This is a genomic window from Prolixibacter sp. DSM 2831, from assembly GCF_056493735.1.
The window spans coordinates 610,831-631,553 of the sequence record NZ_CM151379.1 but is presented as its reverse complement, the minus strand read 5'-3'; the positions used below and the strand labels follow the sequence as shown (position 1 = coordinate 631,553).

The 20,723-nt window shown below is 45.5% G+C and carries 19 protein-coding genes; 11 read left to right on the top strand and 8 right to left on the bottom strand.

What is annotated here, in order from left to right; translation table 11 throughout:
- Positions 1–88 precede the first annotated feature (88 nt).
- From AC060N_RS02520 to cls, 4 genes are all read left to right on the top strand, one after another.
- On the top strand, positions 89–868 hold the full coding sequence (locus AC060N_RS02520) for a CPBP family intramembrane glutamic endopeptidase (protein WP_479525746.1): 780 nt from the start codon (positions 89–91) through the stop codon (positions 866–868).
- 196 nt (positions 869–1,064) lie between these two features.
- Positions 1,065–1,697 carry a KpsF/GutQ family sugar-phosphate isomerase gene (locus AC060N_RS02515; protein ID WP_153641223.1) on the top strand — a complete coding sequence of 211 codons (633 nt, stop codon included), beginning with the start codon at positions 1,065–1,067 and terminating at the stop codon, positions 1,695–1,697.
- A 12-nt stretch (positions 1,698–1,709) separates the two neighbouring features.
- Positions 1,710–2,252, top strand: coding sequence for an isochorismatase family protein (locus AC060N_RS02510; protein ID WP_479525745.1), 543 nt, complete (start codon positions 1,710–1,712; stop codon positions 2,250–2,252).
- A 178-nt stretch (positions 2,253–2,430) separates the two neighbouring features.
- On the top strand, positions 2,431–3,888 hold the full coding sequence (cls, locus tag AC060N_RS02505; RefSeq protein ID WP_479525744.1) for a cardiolipin synthase: 1,458 nt from the start codon (positions 2,431–2,433) through the stop codon (positions 3,886–3,888).
- A gap of 11 nt (positions 3,889–3,899) precedes the next feature.
- On the opposite strand, the gene AC060N_RS02500 is transcribed toward cls, so the two are convergent.
- The gene (locus AC060N_RS02500; RefSeq protein WP_479525743.1) at positions 3,900–5,450 is read right to left on the bottom strand and encodes a glycosyltransferase family 39 protein; all 1,551 of its coding nucleotides are present in this window, start codon (positions 5,448–5,450) and stop codon (positions 3,900–3,902) included.
- Positions 5,451–5,940: 490 nt separating this feature from the next.
- On the opposite strand from AC060N_RS02500, the gene AC060N_RS02495 reads away from it, so the two are divergent.
- Together AC060N_RS02495 and AC060N_RS02490 are read left to right on the top strand one after the other, a co-directional pair.
- Positions 5,941–6,552 carry a MarC family protein gene (locus AC060N_RS02495; RefSeq protein WP_479525742.1) on the top strand — a complete coding sequence of 204 codons (612 nt, stop codon included), beginning with the start codon at positions 5,941–5,943 and terminating at the stop codon, positions 6,550–6,552.
- A gap of 76 nt (positions 6,553–6,628) precedes the next feature.
- A complete protein-coding gene (locus tag AC060N_RS02490) occupies positions 6,629–7,120 on the top strand; it encodes a Dps family protein (protein WP_479525741.1) in 492 nt (163 codons plus the stop codon).
- A gap of 71 nt (positions 7,121–7,191) precedes the next feature.
- On the opposite strand, the gene lysA is transcribed toward AC060N_RS02490, so the two are convergent.
- From lysA to purE, 7 genes are all read right to left on the bottom strand, one after another.
- Positions 7,192–8,352: a diaminopimelate decarboxylase gene (gene lysA, locus AC060N_RS02485; protein ID WP_479525740.1), complete on the bottom strand. Its 1,161-nt coding sequence runs from the start codon at positions 8,350–8,352 to the stop codon at positions 7,192–7,194.
- Between the two features lie 6 nt (positions 8,353–8,358).
- Positions 8,359–9,675 (bottom strand): aspartate kinase, encoded by a 1,317-nt coding sequence (locus AC060N_RS02480; protein ID WP_479525739.1) that lies wholly within the window; start codon positions 9,673–9,675, stop codon positions 8,359–8,361.
- A gap of 191 nt (positions 9,676–9,866) precedes the next feature.
- Positions 9,867–10,505, bottom strand: a complete 639-nt coding sequence (locus tag AC060N_RS02475; RefSeq protein WP_479525738.1) for an HAD family hydrolase — start codon at positions 10,503–10,505, stop codon at positions 9,867–9,869.
- On the bottom strand, positions 10,506–11,660 hold the full coding sequence (locus AC060N_RS02470) for a 1-acyl-sn-glycerol-3-phosphate acyltransferase (protein ID WP_479525737.1): 1,155 nt from the start codon (positions 11,658–11,660) through the stop codon (positions 10,506–10,508).
- Positions 11,661–11,765: 105 nt separating this feature from the next.
- Positions 11,766–13,808 (bottom strand): ComEA family DNA-binding protein, encoded by a 2,043-nt coding sequence (locus AC060N_RS02465; RefSeq protein ID WP_479525736.1) that lies wholly within the window; start codon positions 13,806–13,808, stop codon positions 11,766–11,768.
- A 3-nt stretch (positions 13,809–13,811) separates the two neighbouring features.
- Positions 13,812–14,645: a PorV/PorQ family protein gene (locus AC060N_RS02460; protein WP_479525735.1), complete on the bottom strand. Its 834-nt coding sequence runs from the start codon at positions 14,643–14,645 to the stop codon at positions 13,812–13,814.
- Between the two features lie 115 nt (positions 14,646–14,760).
- A complete protein-coding gene (gene purE / locus AC060N_RS02455) occupies positions 14,761–15,270 on the bottom strand; it encodes a 5-(carboxyamino)imidazole ribonucleotide mutase (protein ID WP_228492068.1) in 510 nt (169 codons plus the stop codon).
- Between the two features lie 348 nt (positions 15,271–15,618).
- Between purE and hpt the strand changes: the two genes are divergently transcribed.
- From hpt to AC060N_RS02430, 5 genes are all read left to right on the top strand, one after another.
- Positions 15,619–16,161 carry a hypoxanthine phosphoribosyltransferase gene (gene hpt / locus AC060N_RS02450; RefSeq protein ID WP_153641212.1) on the top strand — a complete coding sequence of 181 codons (543 nt, stop codon included), beginning with the start codon at positions 15,619–15,621 and terminating at the stop codon, positions 16,159–16,161.
- A gap of 68 nt (positions 16,162–16,229) precedes the next feature.
- Complete coding sequence (locus AC060N_RS02445; protein WP_479525734.1) at positions 16,230–16,802, top strand: adenylate kinase; 573 nt, start codon at positions 16,230–16,232, stop codon at positions 16,800–16,802.
- A gap of 162 nt (positions 16,803–16,964) precedes the next feature.
- The gene (gene obgE, locus AC060N_RS02440) at positions 16,965–17,957 is read left to right on the top strand and encodes a GTPase ObgE (RefSeq protein WP_479525733.1); all 993 of its coding nucleotides are present in this window, start codon (positions 16,965–16,967) and stop codon (positions 17,955–17,957) included.
- 258 nt (positions 17,958–18,215) lie between these two features.
- On the top strand, positions 18,216–18,905 hold the full coding sequence (locus AC060N_RS02435; RefSeq protein WP_463230002.1) for a phosphatase PAP2 family protein: 690 nt from the start codon (positions 18,216–18,218) through the stop codon (positions 18,903–18,905).
- On the top strand, positions 18,905–20,716 hold the full coding sequence (locus AC060N_RS02430; protein WP_479525732.1) for a MutS-related protein: 1,812 nt from the start codon (positions 18,905–18,907) through the stop codon (positions 20,714–20,716). The genes AC060N_RS02435 and AC060N_RS02430 overlap by 1 nt, the downstream gene beginning before the upstream one ends.
- Positions 20,717–20,723 lie beyond the last annotated feature (7 nt).

Below are 20,723 nucleotides of genomic sequence, written 5' to 3'. Positions count from 1 at the left end.
AACCAAAACAAATAAAGTTCAGATTTATGACCTGAACTCCACCGGAATATGCTAAATTTAAAAAGCATGTGTTTCCATTTTTAGTTGAATGAAAAAGACCGGTCCGTCAGTATTTAAGGTCCTCCTGGGATTTGGTATTCTTTTCGTTGCCTACCAGATTCCAGTAGCAGTCTTGCATTATCTTCGCAGGACCGAACTCTTTTTGTTGCTTCTGGTTGTTTTTCTGATTGTTGCCTGGTTGGTTGCCCGCTGGCAGGGCTTCAGCGGACTAAAAGCGTATGGCTTGACCAACCTATTGAAAAATCGCAGCCACTTACTGGCCGGATTAGTAATCGGCCTGCTCTTTTTCTCTGCGGCATTTCTCCTTTCAGTTCAATACAATATTGTCCGGATCAACTATCTGCCCGAACCCAAAGTGTTCTGGAAGCAAGCCTTGCTTTTTGCCTTAGTGACGATTCTTCCTGTAATCGCTTTCGATATTCTGTCGATGGGCTATTTGTATCGGTTTTTGCACCGGCGTACATCACCCGAAACCTTCATCATCTTTTCGGCCATTGTCAGCACCGGCAACCAGATATACCATTTCGAAAGTGGCATTACAACGCTCATCTATCTTTTCCTGCTAGGTATCATGTTGGTTTCTCCGTTAGTGATGACCGGAAATCTCTGGTATTCGATTGGCGTACATTGGGGCGTCAGCATCGTCTTCAGGTTAACCAATGATGTGCTGGTTATCGAGAATGGAACCAACCCAATTCCGTCGCAATGGATTGTTATTGCCATTATTATCATTCTCATCCCGGTAAATCACCTTTTCATCAATCAAACCCGGATGAGAAAACACCGAATTTCATCAAACATGTCGTAAGGCCTCTTCATCCGGGTCCGTAAACAAGCGGAAATACGCTCGTTTTCAGGTTTCGAGACGGATCATTGTTCTGAAATAAAAATAAATGTAGCTTTGCGGCTTTGTTTTGAGGGGGAGATAAAACGACAGCAATTGCTTTCAATTCATTGTCCGGAACAGGCAACGAATTTCCCCGAAGGTATTCAATTAATCGAAAATGAACGAACTAATTAACGGTCTTTTACAGCGCGAAGCCGACGCTATTTCAACAATTCCGGTCAACGAAGGATACGAAGCAGCTGTTGAAATTCTTTACGAAAGAATTCATCAGCAGCATGGCAAGTTGGTGACCAGCGGTATGGGTAAAGCCGGCCAGATTGCGCTGAACATCGCCACCACCTTTAGCTCAACCGGAACGCCAGCCATCTTCCTTCATCCAAGTGAAGCACAGCATGGAGACTTGGGAGTATTGCAACCGAACGATGTATTGCTGCTCATTTCCAACTCTGGAAAAACCCGTGAAATACTGGAGTTGATTGATTTAGCAGAGAATTTGTATCCCAATCTTCCGCTCATCGTAATAACAAGTAACGAAGAGAGTCACCTGGCTTTGACAGCCGATGTGGTTCTTCCTACCGGAAACCCGAAGGAACTCTGTCCGCTGGGCTTGACTCCATCGACATCTACAACTGTTATGACTGTTATCGGAGACATATTGGTCAACCTGATGATGCGCCGAATCGAGTTTTCGAGCGAAGAATATGCCAAGCGTCATCATGGTGGTTATCTGGGTCACAAATCGCGCCGGCTGGCCAAAGGAATGGAACGGTTGGCAAAAGAAAAATCATAAACCTAAAGAATCATGCGTATCACAAGAGAAAACACAACCGGATTAATTATTGACATTCAGGAACGTTTGTTCCCTGCAATGAGCAACAAGGAGACCTTACTTAAGAATGCTCAAATACTGGTAAAAGGCTTGCAGGTTCTGGGAATTTCCACTGTTTTTACGCAGCAATACACCCGTGGCCTGGGAAAAACGCTGGACGAGATTTCCAGTCTGGTTCCCGGATTTTCGTACTTCGAGAAGTCGGATTTCAGCAGCTATCGTGTACCTGAATACCAGCTTTTCCTGGAACAAAAAAATTATGAGAATGTCATCATTGCCGGAATCGAATCGCATGTGTGCGTTCTCCAAACCGCCATCGACCTGAAACATTCCGGCTATCATCCCATTGTGGTGATGGATTGCACCGATTCGCGCACCGAAGCCAACAAACAACTGGCAATGGAACGTTTCCGCCAGGAGGGCATCATGATGACTTCGTATGAATCTGTCTTATTCGAGCTAACGGGCACTGCTAAAGCTCCCGAATTCAAAACCATTTCAAATCTGATTAAATAAAAGATAGTCAATTACTCTATTGATAATTCATGCCGCGTCATTCGATGCGGCATTTTCATTTTCGGCAGAAACATTTTTATCCATAAGTCATTTTTGCATCGATTTCTTTAACAGAAACGAACCTATCCTGAACCAATTCCTGTTATCTTTATGGAGACGACCAACATCAAACACGTGAATGACGGGAGTATTACCATATCTAACGATTCTGTACTATTTAATCGTTATCGTCTTTTTCTTTTCGATTCTGCTGAGAAATAAGCATCCGCTGAAGACTCAGTCGTACTTACTTGTGCTGGTTTTGCTACCCGTTTTAGGCATTATCATTTATCTGTTTTTCGGTGTCGATACACGAAAACGAAAACTCTTTTCGCGCAAAGCAATTGCCGACCAGAAACTGTTGCAGGCATGGAGTCGATATTACGCCGATTTCCTGTCGAAGAGCAAATCCGACCTGGTTGAATTGCTCCAAGACAAGTGGCGGATTCCTTTCCTATCATGGCGAAACAGTTTTGCTCCGCTCTTCTTACAGAATACCATCACCATTCTGAATAACGGCGAAGAAAAATATCCTGTGCTGTTTGAAAAATTGCAGACGGCAAAGCACCATATTCACATCGAATATTATATCATTACCGAGGGAAAAATATTTAATCGCGTTTGCGAGATTCTGGAACAGAAAGCCCGCGAAGGGGTGGAAGTCCGGTTGATTTACGATAGTTATGGCAGCCGAAAGCTAAAAAATAAAACCATCAGACGTCTGGAGAAAGCGGGCGTTCAAACCGGCGAATATAACTCAGTAATGTTTCCGCGCTTTGCCAACCGACTGAATTTCCGTAACCACCGGAAAATTGTCGTCATCGATGGAAAAACCGGATTTACCGGAGGCATCAACCTCGCAGACAATTATGTAAATGGTAAGCGAAAATGGCCGAAACGCCCAAAGATGTGGCGCGATGTCCACTGCATGATTGAAGGCGACGCCTGCTATTCCCTGCAGCTTCTCTTCTTTATCGACTGGTACTTTGTTCGCAATATCGCGCTTGATATCGGACCTCCATATTTTCCGCCCGAAAATAACGAAGGCACGTCGCCGACCCTGATTGTAGGCAGCGAACCGGATTCAGACAGTCCCAACATCATGGAGACTTACTTCCAGCTCATCTCGCTTGCGCAGAAAGAATTATTCATTGCGACGCCATATTTCATTCCCAATGAAAGCATTATTACCGCGCTGAAAACAACTGCCAAATCGGGAATACGGGTTGTACTTATGCTACCTCAGGAAAGTGATTCATTTATTGTTTCGGCGGCAAGTTACACCTACCTGGGCGAGCTTATTGAAAGCGATGTGGAAATCCATCTGTACCAAAAAGGAATGCTTCATGCCAAAACCATCGTCATCGATGGAGAAGTGGCCTCAGTTGGAACCGCCAACATGGATTACCGCAGTTTCGATTCCAATGCCGAAGTCAACGCTATCATTATGGACGAGGAAGTGGCAGGAAAAATAAAAGCCGACTTTGAGAACGATTTAAAAGACTCCTACCGGTTATCGCTTGCCGAATGGGAAGACCGGCCTATTGCTCAAAAACTGATTGGCTCGATGGCCCGCCTGATTGCTCCGTTATTGTAACACAAATTCACTCAACGACGATACATACTTTTTAGTTCATCAGCTTTAGCGGCATAAAAAGATTGAGCGCCCGGTTTCGGATCGGTACATAAAAAAACCTTCAGGCCGTTTTCACGGAAGTTGACATCATCGATTTCGCCAATTTCCCGGTACGAATTGAATAACTTATCGATAACTCCCACTTCGTCATTGATATAAATAAACGCTCCGTTTCCGAGAGAATCAGGAGCCCACAACAAGTAACTATCATCGAAACTAATCGGTTCGGGGAGGTCATAAGCATGTCCGTAAAAATGAACAGCACCCGCCTCGCCATAATTTTCCGCAAAAATATGACAATTAGCTTGTTGCTCGGGAGTCAGTTCATGATAAGCCTTAGCAGTCAGCCGGGCCAATTCACTCCAGCCAGTCATATCGGCATAGTCTTGCGGAATATTATGCACTTTGCCATCCTCCCAGGTAATAATACCCGGGCCTGCCACGTTGATCGCCGACTGACAATAAGCCGCCATTTTATTAATCGGGAGAACAGGAAGCGCCAGCGGTAGAATCGGAATCAGCAGCAAAACCGATAAAACAGGCAATGCAAAATTTATCCATCTCCATTTTCCCGTCAGGTATTTTTCCATCGCATAACCACCGGCAGCAAACAGCATCGGGTAAGCTCCCAGCGTATAATACGACTTTCCTTGTGACAGAATCAGGATAAGCAATACCAATAAAAAGGTAACAGCTACCGGGCGGAACTTCCTCTCTTTCCGGACAAATAGCAAAACCAGGAATCCAACTATCCACACCCAGAATGAAGTAAAATGAAACAACAGCTGCGACGATAAAAATCCCGACAGCGTCACGTTCACTAACTGTGTGCGCTGCAGTTCGACCATATGATGGACAACTGGCCAGTCGTGCTCGTATTGCCAGATAAGGTTGGGAAGTATGATAACAAAGCCAATCAGGATTCCCAGTATCAGCTGTTTGCTCCAAAGCAGTTTTCGATACGGACTCAACAAAAGGGAGATTCCCCAGGCAAGTACCAGAAACGAGATGGAGTATTTGGCCAGAAATCCAATTCCGATAACAAATCCAATCCATGGCCACAGCTGCTCGTCGTTGCGATTGATTAACCGAATGAACAAATAAGAAGTCAGCAGCCAGAAATATTCGTCGAAAGAAACCGGTTGAAACAGTGCGTTCGAACGAAGAAAAGCCAATGACGTGAGGTAAGCCATTTCGGCAATAAAAACGGCCAGCAACCGTCCACCCATTTCCCGCACCAGGAATCCGACGGTTACCAGTGAAGCAGCCCCCAAAAGAGCAGGCACCAGCTTAATCGCGAAAACAGAATACCCCGCTGTGTGTCGTATTATGAAAGAAACTATACCTATTAGTGGCGGCGTTGATATGTATCCTGTTGCCGGATGATCTCCCATGGCAAAGTATAGCATTCCGTCGCGATGTAGCTCATAATTATATGCTGTAAACATGTGAATTATGACAGTTGCCAAAGCAAAACCGGCGACCATCCAACCGAAAAGGAGCTTCTCTTTTTTGCTGTTCATGATGATACAGTGAACTGATTTATGAAATGGTAATTTACGCAATCCTACTGTTTCCCTTCGGAAAAGGGCATAAAAAAAGCCCTCTGGCGAAGGGCTTTTTGACTTACGATTATTAGACTAATGTCATCTCTTGTGGCGAAACTACTCTCTCCAAAACCAGTCTGTTAAACAACTAGCTACGACAACTACCCGCTTAATCAGCTCGGGAGAGATATAGAGATTCATTACCTCATCATGTTATCGGCGGACAAAATTAAAGCTTATTATTAATTAGACAAATTTAAAATAAGAAAGAACAGAGTATAAATCCCCAATTAACAATTTCTTAGCATTACTCCTGTACCGACAGTTTGTCTTCAATTAAACAAAACAATTATGGGATGAAATTGTATGTTTAAATAGAGATTACAATTTTAGCCGGCTTGGGAACCAACATCCTGTAATTTCTGTTCGGCAGTTCACAAAAATTCTTAAAAGATTCATTATTTCAATGACTGAGATTCTTAAGTACTCAACGTTTCTGCTCATCCTACTGAACCCCTTTTTGGTAATCGTCTATTTAATAGACATCATGCGAAAACTATCCATGGCTCGTTTCCGGAATGTATTGATTCGGGCAGGTATCATCAGCACTTTTGTTTTCATCGTATTTGCACTGCTTGGTGACGTCATTTTTTCGGATGTCATTCATGCCAACTTCGCATCGTTCCAGATATTTGGCGGAATCGTCTTTCTGCTCATTGGACTGCAGTTTGTTTTCAAGGGTGGAACAGCCATCGAAGGTCTGCGGGGAGAGTCGAAATATGTAGCCGGTGCCATCGCGATGCCCATCCTGATAGGACCGGGAACCATCAGTTACAGCGTCGTTATTGGTGAACATTTGGACCGGATCGACTCGATTTTGTCCATCGCCATTGCTATTGCCGTTTCGGTTTCCATCATGATTTTGCTGAAAAGGCTGCATGATTACATTCAACCCAAGAACGAAGAATTGATCGAACGGTATTTCGATATTTCCGGTAGAATAACGGCGCTGGTTATCGGAACCATTTCCATCGATATGATTATGCAAGGCCTCAATGCCTGGATGAATCATTCCTAAAACAGGGATAACAGATCCGACGACACCCGAACTGACCAGAAAAACTTATTATTAATCATTTTAAATCGAAAACATTATGAATATGAACCTAAATGCAATTGGATTAGACGTAGAGAAAGCCGAAAATCTTTCAGCGAAACTGAATCAACTTCTGGCCAACTACCAGGTATTTTATATCAATGTCAGAGGGTTTCACTGGAACATCAAAGGCGACAAATTCTTCGAACTACACATTAAGTTCGAAGAACTGTATAATGACTTACAACTGAAGAATGATGAAATCGCAGAGCGGATTCTGACACTCGGGAATACTCCGTTTCATAGCTACACCGACTTTCTGAAAAACAGTACGGTAAAAGAGGTGACCGATATTTCTGACGGAAACCAGAGTGTTGCTGAGATTCTGAACGCTTTCAAAGTGATTATCCAATTACAGAGAGAAATTCTCGCTGACTCGGACGAAGCCGGCGACGAGGGAACCAATGCTTTGATGAGCGATTACATTCGCGAGCAGGAAAAACTGGTCTGGATGTACTCATCATTTCTTGGCGACAAAATTCTGAGTTAATAATATTGATGCTCGAAATAAGAAAAGCCGGCCTTGTTAACAAAGCCGGCTTTTCTTATTCTTTTATTTCCTTATTTCGACAATTCGTCTGAATTGTAGCTTATCACCATATCACGCATGTTGTAGGTCGAAGCCATCGATTCTCCGTAAGCTCCGGCAGAATGCAATGCCACCAAATCGCCTCTTTTTGCGACGGGCATCAACGTTCCACGCGAAAACGTATCAGAAGACTCACAAATCGGACCAACTACATCGTACTTCACCAGCTCTCCATTCGAAGACAGGTTTGTGGCTTTATGGTTTGCCTTGTAAAGAGCCGGACGAATCAATTCTGTCATTCCGGCATCCAGAATCATAAACTGGGTTTCAAGCCCTTTCTTCACGTAAAGTACCCTTGAAATCAAATGTCCGCATTGTGCTACCAGCGAGCGTCCCAACTCGAAATGAAGTTGTTGCCCTGGTTGCAGCTCCAGGTTGTCGTGGAAAGCCTTGAAGTAGGATTTGAAATCCGGAATCGGCTCTTTTTCGGGATTTTCATAATTGATGCCTAAGCCACCCCCCACATTAATATGTTCCAGGTGAAATCCGTTTTCTACGAACCACTCCTGAATTTTATTCACTTTCAGCGAAAGCTGCTCGAACACCGAGATATCGGTAATTTGTGAACCAATATGGAAATGTATTCCGGTTAACCGGATATTTTTTAACGAGCGAAGCCGCCGCCCCACTTCGTCAAAGTCCCAGTGGTTTATCCCGAATTTATTGTCTTTCAATCCAGTTGTGATGTATTCATGCGTTTGCGGGTCTACATCGGGGTTGATGCGAATAGCGACCGGTGCTACTTTACCTGCTTCTCCGGCCAGCTCATCAATCACCTCAATCTCAGGAATTGATTCGCAGTTGAAGCTAAAAATATCGTTTTCGAGTGCAGTACGAATCTCCTTATCACTTTTACCAACACCGGCAAAAGCTACTTTTTCTCGGGGAATACCGATTTCAATTGCCTTGGTAACCTCGTTGCCACTCACACAATCAGCTCCCATGCCTGCATCGCGGATTACTTTCAGTAAAGCATCGTTTGCATTCGCTTTCACAGCATAATGCACGATGTATCCATACTTACTGCTCTCCTGTTTTACTTCGTCGAGGGTCCGGCGCAACAAATCAAAATCATAAAAATAGAAAGGCGTTTCAAGTGCCTTGAATTTCTCAATAAACCGGTTGTCTATCATCGAATATTATGCGTTTAATACTTTATAACTAAGTGCTTCCAGGGTCGCTTGTTTGTCACGGGTATTGACAAGCACCGAAATATTATGGCGGCTTCCGCCGTAAGAAATCATCCTGACGGGAATTCCCTCCAGCGCGTTAAACAAGCGTGCAGCATATCCCTTTTCGCCAGCCACAATGTCTCCAACAATACAAACTATCGTTTGTTTCTCGTCGACAATCACTTCGCCGTACTCTCTCAACTCCTTTAGAATTTCCGGCAGATGGTGATCGTTATCAATAGTCAACGAAACAGCTACCTCTGAAGTAGTAATCATATCGATCGGCGTCTTGAAAAACTCGAAGATCTCAAAAACGTTCTTTAGGAAACCGTAGGCATTCAGCATTCGTCCGGAGCGAATTTTAATCGCGGTGATTCCATCCTTGGCAGCCACCGCTTTAATTCCGGGACCGCTCGACTCTGCCGTGATTAATGTTCCCTGGCTATCGGGTGCCATGGTATTTTTCAGGCGAACCGGAATGTTGTTAATCTTCGCCGGATGAATGGTCTGCGGATGCAAAATCTTAGCTCCGAAATAAGCCAACTCAGCAGCTTCGTTGAACGATAAGAAATCAACGCGGTGCGTTTTATCGACAACACGCGGATCGTTATTATGAAATCCGTCAATATCCGTCCAAATTTGAACCTCTTCACTTTTAATGGCAGCGCCAATCAACGTAGCCGAGTAATCGGAACCACCTCGTTGCAGGTTGTCGATTTCTCCTTCCGGATTCCGGCAAATAAACCCTTGCGTGATGTAATAATCAGCCTTGGGAGAACTCTCCATCAGTTCGGCCAGATGCGTTCGAATATAGGCGCTATCCGGAGATTTGTCCTTGTCAATCTTCATGAAATCGAGTGCAGGCAGGCAGTAGGCATTGTAACCATTCTCCTGCATCAGCACGGTGAACAAATTGGTAGAAAGCAGCTCACCCTGGGCCAGAATAGTCCGCTCGCCGACTTCGCTAAAATCACCAACTGCAAACGATTTTAAGGTCTCGAAATGCGTCTCAAGTATCTTTTTCCCTTTCTCCTTATTCTCATTTTTTTCGAACAGGTCATACACTACGTTGTAATACTTTTTTTCCAGTCCACTGATCACACCCAATGCAGCCTCTTTATTCCGTTTATATAAATAATCCGAAATTTCTACCAGGCTGTTGGTTGTTCCCGACATGGCTGACAAGACAACGACTTTGCGCTCACCGTCGGCAATAATCTTCATCACCGCGCGCATGTTTTCAACGGAACCGACCGAGGTTCCTCCAAATTTCAAGACTTTCATTGGTCAATCTCCTTTAACGGTTTAACCTGTTGCAATTTTTCAAAAGCAAAACTACAAATTAATCAAAGGAAAAAAGGATTCGAAAAAGGAGGTAACGAAAAATTTACTTACAAATTGAAAGTAAGAAATATTTCAAGCTATAAATATTTAGTTTTAGCAATAATAATATAGAAAATACAAAGGAATTTGAATTAGGAGAAACGGGCAGGTATCTCACTAAGGGAGTCGAGAACTTCACAGCCGGTTTCGGAAAGTCTTTCGTGGGACTGGTGACCATTGGCAACCAGAAGGCAATGACATCCGATGGCTTCCGCTACTTCGAAGTCGTGAATCGTGTCGCCAATCAGCAGAACCTTCTCCGGAGAAACCGCCACATCTTCGAGTAATTGCTTTCCATTGTCAATTTTCGATGCAGCATAGTGATTGTCCAACCCGCGAATCATTTCGAAGAAGGGAAAGATGTCGTTTTGCTTCACATTTTCGATAAGCGGCTTCTGCTCCATTGCTGACAGAATCAACTGCCGTACGTTCTTTGATTGAAGTATTTGGAGGACATCCATTGCACCATTCTGTAATCCGCAATCCGGAACGTCCCGGTTGTAGATATCGATAAACTCCCGGGCCGGAATTTCAAAAGGCTCGCTTTCAAAATCAAACCCGATTCTGCGGTAATAATCTTTTACAGGAAAGGTGAATACTTCGCGGTAGCGCTCCGTTGAAAGTGCAGGCAGTGCCCGCTTCGCCAATAGCTGATTGATGATTCGGACCGACAAATGCAGATCGTCAAGCAAAGTCCCATTCCAATCCCAGATGATGGTCGAAAACTTCATCTATTTCCGTTGGCATTTACAGTTTTCGAAGTTGAAAACAGGCACGGCATACATCCCCAGCCAAAGTTGCATGGCATCATCGCGATCCTCGTTCACCAGTTTGAGTCGCTGGTGCGTCAAGTCGAGAAACTTCTCTTTTTCCTCTGCAGTGTATTTATCAGAATATTTCTGCGTCTTGTAGAAAATATCGTAGGCAATATAATTATTCGGCCAAAGCTTGAAGTTTCGGTAAATTTCCACATCGATATACTCAGAAAGAGCTTTCAATGCTTTGTTGGTGTTCCCAATTTTTGCAATGTCAGCCAGCGGTTCCACTACGGGTTTACCAAATTCGAAATGAACATGGCCCTTTTGATTCTTCAGCCCACTCACCATGCTCCACAAATCATCTTTCTCCGTCTTCGAGAAGTCAGGATCATTCTGTCTCTTCAGCAACTCGGCCACCTTTTCATTCCCGCAAGGTTCAATCTCATAAGAAATTGAAAGCGGCACCAGGTTCAGTTCCCTGAAACCCGTTTCGAAATCAGTTCCATTGGACATGTTCATCATCTTCAGGACCGAAACCTGCGTCTGGTCATTTCCATCTTTGGTACGTCCTTCACGCTGCGCAATCCAGACTGAATCGCCGCGGTTTTGTATCGAATGCCGAATATATTCCGACAATGTTTTAGAAGCCATCAACATCTGCTTCACGGGAATATTCCGTTTCACCACAAAAGCCCGGTTCAGCTTTACCATATCGGTAATCCACTGATAGATCAGTAGGTTGCTGCCAATCGCAATTTCCGTGGTATTCAGGCCGGCTTTTTTAATCTCCACATTCATCAAAGCCGCATCGAGAATGATGTCGCGGTGATTGGAAATAAAAACATAGCTTTTGTTCGGGTCGATATTTTCCAGGCCCCCAATGCTAATTCCTTCGGTACTGTTTTCAATGATTTTATCCAGATACGGCAACATAAAGCGTGTCTGAAAATCGTCAACGTTATCCGTCAACAGGAGGGCACCTTTGATCTCCTCTACACGCTCGCGGGTTTGATAGAGCGTCATCAGCACCTCATCAAAAATGGGATCAGCGACCAGTCGCTTCATCACTTCCGCAACTTCGTCGTCTCTGTAAGGCCTGATTTCATCAAATTTTTTTTCGGATTGCATTGTATTGCAAGAATAGTTTAAATTTCCGAGCAGTCTTGCAAAGGTATAAAATTACCCGAATGCGCCATGAACAGATTGCTCTGCAACATCTGACTCCAGCAGGATTTACCATCTCAGGCGCAGAAGTGCCCGAATATCAACACGTGAGTCACCTTTTGTTTCATCATTTCCCGAGCCCCAGGTTTCCAAACCGGGACGCAAACTATATCCACCTTTCAAATAAACGGTTAACCATCGGTCGGGAGCCCACTTCAAATTGAGATACATCCGGTGTCCTTTGCCATAAAAGGCAGGAATGGAAAAATGATACAAAACATCATTTTCGTAAGCATAAATCCGGGTATTGTACCCATCGGTATTGTACCAAGCATAACGAATCCAACACTCTGTCTTCGCTTTCTCCAAATGAAAAACCAGGTCCTGAAAAGCGAGCCAACCGGCTTCCGTGTCATCTGCTTTTTTGTATCCCGCATACTCAACCCGGTTCCGCAACGTGACAGTTTCCGATAAGTCCCAATCGGTATGCAGCCGAACGCGGGTCGTTGTTTCATCCACATCCGTTGAAACAGTGCCTCCATCCGAAATTTTGTCCGGCCGCGTTTCTGTCTTTCCCCGCAGATAGCATTCAAATGCGGACCCTGGAGACCAGGTCAGTTGAGAAAACAATTCAGTACCCGACCCCGGAGACGACGTATACGAACGTACCCATGGGAAATGATAGGCATCTGCATAAAAATCCATTCTTAATTTAGGAGCCAGAAGGATTTCGCTCCCCAAATAAAATCCACTTTCATTCCTGACTCCTGAACTTTCACCAAATGCATTTCCATAGAAAGAATGAAATGAACGGGAGTAATTCCGGTATACCGCCGAAATCCCGATTTGCGGATGGGGATGCCAGACAATTCCTTGAATTCCGGCCAACGCCTCATTTTCGCTGGCAGCCACCTCGCCGAAAAGCTGGACAGAAGGAAATGCAAGTTGGTAGTCAATTCCCGCTTGTTCGTTGGTGTTGCCTCGAAAATAATACTGCTTATATAACTCGCCTCCCGGCTGTATTTCACCATCGAACATTTGCCGGCTGTATGTGATGCCCATGCGAAAATGGTTAGTTTTTAATTGCGCGTATCCACCAAATACTCTTTCATTCAACGACAGTTTATCCGCCCGTTCTCCTTCGGTCCGGTGCAGTCCGGAAGTTTGAAGAGAAGTAAAAACAGGTGGCTCTTCCGACACTTTGTTAGCGTCCCGGTTTTTATCCGAAAAGAACACAAATATTTCAAACGGTCCATGCCCAAGGGTTATTGCACCACCGCGAAAAAAGCGGTTTTCATCTGTCGATGTGTAAGCACGAATGCCTTGCCCGGACTTCATTGTATTCAGCACATCGGCTGACTTGCCCGCTCCCATACCCGACCAATAATTAAGGCCCTGACCCGTTCGGATATAGAAATCCCCAATATTGACCTGCTTAATGAAGCCTTTCCCTTGAACCGCAACAAACGCTGAATAAAAATCAAATCCGTTGGAATTGTCTCCGGAGAAGAATTCCTCACCGGCATCTTTTTCTGCAGTAAAACCCGCCGACCAGCTTTCCGCTTTTTCATAATGGTAGCGGGTATAAAACCGTTCCGGCGTTCCCGGATACTTGGGAGGTTCCGAAGCGGATGCACTTTCATATCCCCGGCTTTCGGGAAACAGTCGTTGCCCTTTTAAAAGCAGGTAGCTTCGTCCCTTCCTCCGATATTTTCTGGCTTCAGCTGATGGCTGTGCGAAAGAGATGAACGGCCTGATTCGCGCCACAATGTCGGGAGTAAATCCGGGTAAGGTATTTAACTCGTACGAAGACAAAATCTCACCATGCTTTTCACGGTAGTTAATAATCGTGGCAATCTGTGAGAAGTTCAGAAAATGTAGTTTTTCCAAATCGGTTGCTGTCGCCGAATTGATATTCAGCGGTTGCTCTGCCAGATGAGTCAAATCTTCCAGTATCAAAGCTGACTCCGTTTCATCTTCAGCCGATTCCCGAATCGATTCGATGATCTGCTCAATCTCTTGTTCCCGCGAACGCTCCTGCCCAATCAAATCGATTGGAAACAGCGGAATAAAAAGTATCAGAAGGACAATATGCCATTTCTCCTTGATCATCGGCTACAGATTAAACGTGAGTGAAACAGACGGTGAATATCCCAACACAGCATGGTGTATCACGGCCAGATCGGTCTGCAGAAAATTCCACCGGTAACCGACCCCGGCAGCATAAAGCACCGGTTTACCGGAAAGTCCTCCCCTCAACGAAAAATGCTCGTGAGGTTGATAGTCGAAACCACCGTGTAGTTTGTAATTCCCTTCCAAGTCGCCGGAAGTTCCCAGGTAAGTTTTCAGCTTATCACCCAAAGGGAACCCGGCTCCTACTTTGAGAGCCACCGGCAGGGAACGTTGATTGAAATTGGACTGTACGCCGGCACCAAACGGATTGAACAAATGAATGCCCAGCGTTTGCTTGCCCGGGAATTCATAACGAGCCCCCATTTCGAAAAGAAAAGTTCCTCTGGTTGTTCCGTTTTCCGGAAAATCCATCATGTAGTAACTGAATTGCAACCCGCTCGATAACTGAGGGCCCAGCTTTTTGGCGAATGCCAAACCAAACCGGTTTTCGTGGTAACCGGTCATTCCGGTCTGCCATACACTCAAAGCGAAAGTGCCTGTTTTGAGAGGCAGACAAACGACACCAGACATTTCGGTAAAATCGTTCGTCAAATAAAGTTGCTGGTAATATACTGCTGCCGATACGCTTTCCAATTCCGCTAATCCGGCCTGGTTGTAAAATGCTGCAAAGGGAGTTTCTAAAGTAACAGAGGCGCCGCCAACTGAAATGGAATAACTGTCTGAGTCCAAAAGATCGGTCTGAGCGAATAATGGTGTGGCCGAGAGAAGAAAGAAGCAGACAAAAAGGTTAAATGTCAGGTTTGTGGTTTGATGCATTCCAATTTCGTCAACTAAAAACGGGTGAAAAAAAGGCCGGTGGTTGCATAACAACCATCGGCCCCCTGAAAAACTATAAATAAGTTACGAAAAATTGAGGAATGAAACCTAATGTTTAATTCGTTTTGTACTGGTATTTCACGGTAGCCAGTTCCTCATTTGCTTTCACAATTTTCTTCTTCAAATCGTTTTTAAACGCTTTGAAACTTTCCGCCAGTTCAGCATCGCCGGTAGCCATGATCTGAACAGCGAGAATGGCAGCATTGCGGGCTCCGTTCACTGCTACGGTTGCCACGGGAATACCGGGAGGCATTTGCACGATAGACAAAATGGAATCCCAACCGTCGAGGCTGGCTTTAATCGGCACGCCGATAACCGGCAACGTAGTCATCGCAGCGATAACACCCGGCAAATGGGCAGCCATTCCGGCAGCAGCAATAATTACTTTAATGCCCCGATCGGCGGCATTGGTAGCAAATTTTTCCACTTCTTCCGGCGTACGGTGAGCCGAAAGGGCGTTCATTTCAAAAGGAATTCCGAATTCATCCAGAATCTTGGCAGCCCCTTCCATTACTGGCAAATCGGAGGTGCTACCCATAATGATACTAACCTTTGGTTCCATCATTTTACTATTTATTGGTTGATTAATACAATTCAGAAATTGACCGGATAAAAATAACACCAAAAAATAGAAATGCATTAAAAATCTCTCACTTACTCTCAGCAAATATCCGTTACGAACGAAAAGAATTGATTATCTTTGTCCGGAAATTTCAAGCTTGTATTAAGGAGTTCTGAGGTTTGTTTATCTGGCCCTGGCGATTTGCCCGGGTTCTGTTTTTTCCGGCCGGTTTTTGGAAGAATGACTTGTCATATTTTTTTCAAATTCAACTCAATAACCGTCCAGACAAGAAGTTCACCGGATGGAACAATGGGGAAATCCTGATACCTTAAAAGGTTAACTGTAAGAAGAATGAAACGGATTAAGCTCTGGGACAAAGAATTTGAAATTTCCATACCTGAGGGGAAAATTCAAGAGGCCATCCAAAAAATGGCCGACCAAATGAAAAGCGAACTGGAAGGGAAAGAAGTAATTTTCCTCTGTATTCTGAACGGCTCCTTTATTTTCTCAGCTGACCTGATGAAGAAACTGGAGTTGTTGGACGCTCAAATCACGTTCCTCAAGCTGGCCTCTTATTCAGGCACCCAATCGACGGGCAATTTGAAAGAATTGATTGGACTGAATGAAGATTTGCAAGGCCGCAACGTAGTGATACTTGAGGACATTGTTGATAGTGGTTTCACCATTACCGATGTAGTGCGCCAGGTGAAAGAAAAAGGAGCTGCTGATGTAAAAGTGGCTACACTCCTCTTCAAACCGGATGCGCTGAAAACCGAAGCAAAACTGGATTACGTCGGGCTGGAAATCCCCAACGACTTTATCGTAGGTTATGGTCTTGATTACGACGGGCGCGGCCGTAACCTAAAAGACATTTACACATTAGTACCTGACTAAAAAATAGTAACTTGTAAGCCGATGGACCTGACTTCCGGAAACCAAAACATCAATTAGATAAAAAGGATATGCTTAACTTAGTTCTTTTTGGACCCCCCGGAGCGGGAAAAGGTACGCAGGCTGAATTTCTGGAAAAAAACTTCAACCTGATTCACATTTCCACGGGAGATCTGTTGCGCTCTGAAATTGCTGCCAAAACCGAACTCGGCATCGAAGCAAAAAAAAACATCGACAAGGGAGAATTGGTGCCCGATTCTGTGGTTGTCGACATGATTAAAGTAAAGCTGAATGCCCATCCGACGGCACACGGATTTATATTCGATGGCTTTCCCCGTACAGTAGCCCAGGCAAAGGCACTCGACCGGCTTTTGGAAGAGCATGGCACCGATTTGTCTGCGATGCTCTGCCTTCAGGTAGAAACCCAGGAACTGATTGATCGGCTGCTGAACAGAGGCTTGACCTCCGGTCGCTCTGATGATCAGGATCGGTCGATCATCGAAAACCGGATTTCTGTGTATGAACACAAAACGGCACCACTGATTGAATACTACAAGGCACAGGACAAATATGTTCCGGTAGAAGGCATGGGAACAATTGAGCAAATTGCCGACCGGCTGGCAAAGTCAGTTGAAGCGCTTTAACGAGAAACGAAAAAACACCAAAAGGAAGGCCGCTTTCGAAAAGGAAGGCGGCCTTTTTTCGCTTTCCGGAAAACATTTTTCCTTTCTCGTGATACAAAGCGTAAATGCTTTTCGCATTGTCAAATTAAGGGTGTAATTTTGTGCCCTCAACAGAGATAGAATATGGCAGGATCGAACTTCGTAGATTACGTTAAAATATTTTGCCGCTCGGGAAAAGGCGGTGCAGGTTCCAGTCACATGCGGCGGGAGAAATTTGTGCCCAAAGGCGGGCCCGATGGTGGCGATGGTGGCCGTGGCGGTCACGTGATTGTGCGTGGAAATGCACAGATGTGGACCTTGCTGCACCTGAAGTTCCAGAAACATATTTTTGCCGGCCACGGTGAATCAGGCGGCCGACAAACCAGTACGGGAAAAGACGGAGATGATGTGATCATAGAAGTGCCGCTGGGAACGGTAGCCAAAGATGCCGAAACCGGCGAAATCCTGTTTGAAATTACCAAAGACGGCGAAACCGGCTTCCTGGCTAAAGGTGGTCGTGGCGGACAGGGTAATGTTCATTTTAAATCGTCCACGAATCAAACGCCGAGGTATTCGCAACCCGGAGAAGATTACGAAGAACACTGGCGCATCCTGGAGTTGAAAGTGCTGGCCGACGTTGGGCTGGTCGGATTCCCCAGTGCCGGAAAGTCAACGCTGCTTTCGGTTGTTTCGGCTGCCAAGCCCGAAATTGCCGAGTACCCGTTTACCACGCTGGTTCCCAACCTTGGGATTGTCGGCTACCGCGACAATCAGTCGTTTGTAATGGCTGATATTCCCGGAATCATCGAAGGCGCCCATGAAGGAAAAGGCCTCGGCTTGCGCTTCCTGCGACATATCGAAAGGAACTCCATGCTGCTGTTCATGGTTCCTGCCGACAGCGATGATCACCGGAAGGAATATGGCATCTTACTGAACGAGCTGGAAAAATACAATCCCGAATTGTTGGATAAGGAGCGCTTCCTGGTCATTTCCAAGAGCGACATGCTCGACGAGCAGTTGATGGAAGAGATTGGCCATGAGCTGGAGGGAATCCCACACCTCTTCATCTCTTCGGTGACCGGAATGGGCATTATGGAACTGAAAGACCAGATCTGGAAAACACTGAACGGTTATTAAGTCGGAATACAAGCATTGCAAAAACCGCGATTCTTCGTATTTTGGAGCAGATTCAGATAGCAAATCCGTTGCGTAAAATTCAACGATAGACAGATTTTTCAGTCTTTTTTACCCCATCCCTAAAGGGTGAATACTGAAAAATCAAGTTTTCCCTTTAGGGAGTCAGGGTAAAGAAACTTGATTTTTCCTGATTTCGGGCAATTTCACACAACGGCTAATAAAATCCCCCTTTATAACGAATGTTACAAAGAAATTCACATGGGTATTATTGAAACGCTTAACCAATGGGACACGGAGTTATTCCTCTACCTCAACAGCTTTCACAACAGCTTTTGGGATTACACCATGACCCTTTTTACCCGGACGGAAATGTGGCTGCTTTTTTACCTGGTCATATTCATCACCATCATCCGGAAATACAAGAGAAAGTCACTGCTGGTATTTTTGGTCATCACGCTGTTGATTGTTTTGGCTGACCAGGGGTCCGGGATTCTGAAGCACGGCATCGAGCGCTTAAGGCCGTCGCACGATCCCTACGTAGCACCATTGGCCCACAACTTCTTTAAAAAGGGAGGTTTGTACGGATTTGTATCGGCGCATGCCGCGAACTCCTTTGGCTTCGCCATCTTCTCTGTCCTGTTGTTCCGCAACCGGCTCTTCACCGTTTTCATGATTACATGGTCACTCCTCATTGCCTCCACCCGCATTTACCTGGGCGTTCATTACCCCGGCGATATTTTGGGTGGGATGATTCTCGGCAGCCTCATTGGTTGGGGAATGTACCGACTGCTGTTATTCCTTGAAGTATTTATGCGGCCGCGTAAACCCGAATTCATTATTCCACTCGAGAACAAACGGGTGTACAACATCATCCTGGCTGCCTTTGTGGTGATTGGATTCTCGATGCTGGTTGTTAACTTTTTCCTCAAACACCACATGTTCGCCTAATGAGCCAACCCGCCGAAAAGATTTACCAGGAGAGACAGCAAAAATTTGAACAGGAACTGACGGTAACCAACAAATGGCTGCGGTTGCTGTCGTTTCTTCGCTTGATTGTTTTTATGGGTGGTTTGATTCTACTCTACCAGCTCCGGATGGCGTCACCTTTGCTCATCGTTGGGCTGGCTATTGTGTTTATCACTACCTTTCTCTTCCTGATGAAACGATACTCCAAACTCTCGGAGGTCAGGCAAATGCAGGAGAATTACATCGAAGTCAACCGCAATGAGTTGAAAGCGCTTGGTTTTGATTTTTCGCCGTTCGGGCCGGGAAACGGGTACAAGCAATCAGAACATCCCTATTCTTTTGACCTGGACCTCTTCGGTGAATTTTCCCTCTTCCGGATGTTGAACCGGACGACTACCTCGGTGGGAAGTCGACGGCTGGCCAGCTGGCTACAAAACATGATGCTTTCGCCGGAAAAAATCAAAGCCCGGCAGGAAGCGGTCAAGGAGCTGACAGAGAAACTTTCGTGGCGACAAACCTTTTCGGCCAGTGCCATGCTCTATCACGAAGATGATGCGCACATCGAGACCATTAAAAACTGGAAGGATATTGAGGTGAAGTTCCCGGGCGAAACGTTTTTCCGGATAGCCGGCATCGTTGTTCCCTTGCTCACCCTGGTTGCCATTGGGCTGCTCATTGCCGGTGAAATTACCTTCGGCCAGTACATGATTACGTTTTATCTGCAATGGATTCTGTTTGGAATTCGCAGTAAAGTGACATCGTTTTTCTTCGAAAACTTTGGGAAAAACTCAGCGCTCCTAAATAAGTACCGGAAACTGTTCGATTTGATTGAGAACGAAACATTCGCTGCAGAAGAAACACAGGCCATCCGTCAGCTGCTCATTTCGCCGCGAAAGGCAAGCACTGAAATAAACAGCCTGAACAAGACTATCAAGCTTTTCGAAGCGCGGCTCAATATGATCACCGTGTTCGTGTTTAACTCCATTCTGATGTGGGACATCAACTGCAGCCTGGCATTGTTGAAATGGCACCGAAAAAATGCGACGTTGCTGCCGCAATGGCTCGAGGCAACCGAGCAGTTCGATGCGCTGAACAGTCTGGCCAACTTTGCGTACAACCGACCGTCGGCGATTTTCCCTGTCCCGGAGAATGACGGCCATGCATTAAATGCAACGCTGGTCGGTCACCCGTTGATTCGGGAAACCGAGCGAATCGACAATGATTTTCAGATTGACGGGAATGGCGAGTTCGTCATCATTACCGGCGCCAACATGGCCGGGAAGAGCACGTTCCTGCGCACCGTGGGCGTGAACCTGGTGCTGGCGATGGCCGGAGCGCCCGTTTGCGCGAAAGAGTTCCGTTTTACGCCCATGCCGCTCTACAGCCACATGCGCACCGACGATGACCTGGGACGGCACGAGTCGTACTTTTTTGCTGAGCTGAAAAAGCTGAAAGTTATCCTGGAAGCCCTAAAAGAGAAAGGGAAAATCTTCATCATCCTGGATGAAATTCTGCGGGGAACCAACTCCGAAGACAAACTCAGCGGCTCCATTCAGTATCTGGAACAGCTGATTCTGGAAGGAGGCATGGGGATTATTGCCACGCACGATTTGAAGCTGACCGAGCTGCACGAGAAGCACCCCAAAACGTTGCGCAACCAATGCTTCGAGGTGAACCTTTCTTCCGAAGGACTCACGTTCGACTACAAGCTGTATGAAGGTGTGACGCGTACCATGAACGCTACCTTCCTGATGCGGCAGATGGGGATTATTCCCGGAAACGGCCAGTCATAATCAGCGA

What these genes read in the sequence shown, in the direction of transcription:
- AC060N_RS02520 (WP_479525746.1), top strand. Translation starts at nt 89, where the DNA reads ATGAAAAAGACCGGTCCGTCAGTATTTAAGGTCCTCCTGGGATTTGGT.
- AC060N_RS02515 (WP_153641223.1), top strand. Translation starts at nt 1,065, where the DNA reads ATGAACGAACTAATTAACGGTCTTTTACAGCGCGAAGCCGACGCTATT.
- AC060N_RS02510 (WP_479525745.1), top strand. Translation starts at nt 1,710, where the DNA reads ATGCGTATCACAAGAGAAAACACAACCGGATTAATTATTGACATTCAG.
- cls (WP_479525744.1), top strand. Translation starts at nt 2,431, where the DNA reads ATGACGGGAGTATTACCATATCTAACGATTCTGTACTATTTAATCGTT.
- AC060N_RS02500 (WP_479525743.1), bottom strand. Translation starts at nt 5,450, where the DNA reads ATGAACAGCAAAAAAGAGAAGCTCCTTTTCGGTTGGATGGTCGCCGGT.
- AC060N_RS02495 (WP_479525742.1), top strand. Translation starts at nt 5,941, where the DNA reads ATGACTGAGATTCTTAAGTACTCAACGTTTCTGCTCATCCTACTGAAC.
- AC060N_RS02490 (WP_479525741.1), top strand. Translation starts at nt 6,629, where the DNA reads ATGAATATGAACCTAAATGCAATTGGATTAGACGTAGAGAAAGCCGAA.
- lysA (WP_479525740.1), bottom strand. Translation starts at nt 8,352, where the DNA reads ATGATAGACAACCGGTTTATTGAGAAATTCAAGGCACTTGAAACGCCT.
- AC060N_RS02480 (WP_479525739.1), bottom strand. Translation starts at nt 9,675, where the DNA reads ATGAAAGTCTTGAAATTTGGAGGAACCTCGGTCGGTTCCGTTGAAAAC.
- AC060N_RS02475 (WP_479525738.1), bottom strand. Translation starts at nt 10,505, where the DNA reads ATGAAGTTTTCGACCATCATCTGGGATTGGAATGGGACTTTGCTTGAC.
- AC060N_RS02470 (WP_479525737.1), bottom strand. Translation starts at nt 11,660, where the DNA reads ATGCAATCCGAAAAAAAATTTGATGAAATCAGGCCTTACAGAGACGAC.
- AC060N_RS02465 (WP_479525736.1), bottom strand. Translation starts at nt 13,808, where the DNA reads ATGATCAAGGAGAAATGGCATATTGTCCTTCTGATACTTTTTATTCCG.
- AC060N_RS02460 (WP_479525735.1), bottom strand. Translation starts at nt 14,645, where the DNA reads ATGCATCAAACCACAAACCTGACATTTAACCTTTTTGTCTGCTTCTTT.
- purE (WP_228492068.1), bottom strand. Translation starts at nt 15,270, where the DNA reads ATGATGGAACCAAAGGTTAGTATCATTATGGGTAGCACCTCCGATTTG.
- hpt (WP_153641212.1), top strand. Translation starts at nt 15,619, where the DNA reads ATGAAACGGATTAAGCTCTGGGACAAAGAATTTGAAATTTCCATACCT.
- AC060N_RS02445 (WP_479525734.1), top strand. Translation starts at nt 16,230, where the DNA reads ATGCTTAACTTAGTTCTTTTTGGACCCCCCGGAGCGGGAAAAGGTACG.
- obgE (WP_479525733.1), top strand. Translation starts at nt 16,965, where the DNA reads ATGGCAGGATCGAACTTCGTAGATTACGTTAAAATATTTTGCCGCTCG.
- AC060N_RS02435 (WP_463230002.1), top strand. Translation starts at nt 18,216, where the DNA reads ATGGGTATTATTGAAACGCTTAACCAATGGGACACGGAGTTATTCCTC.
- AC060N_RS02430 (WP_479525732.1), top strand. Translation starts at nt 18,905, where the DNA reads ATGAGCCAACCCGCCGAAAAGATTTACCAGGAGAGACAGCAAAAATTT.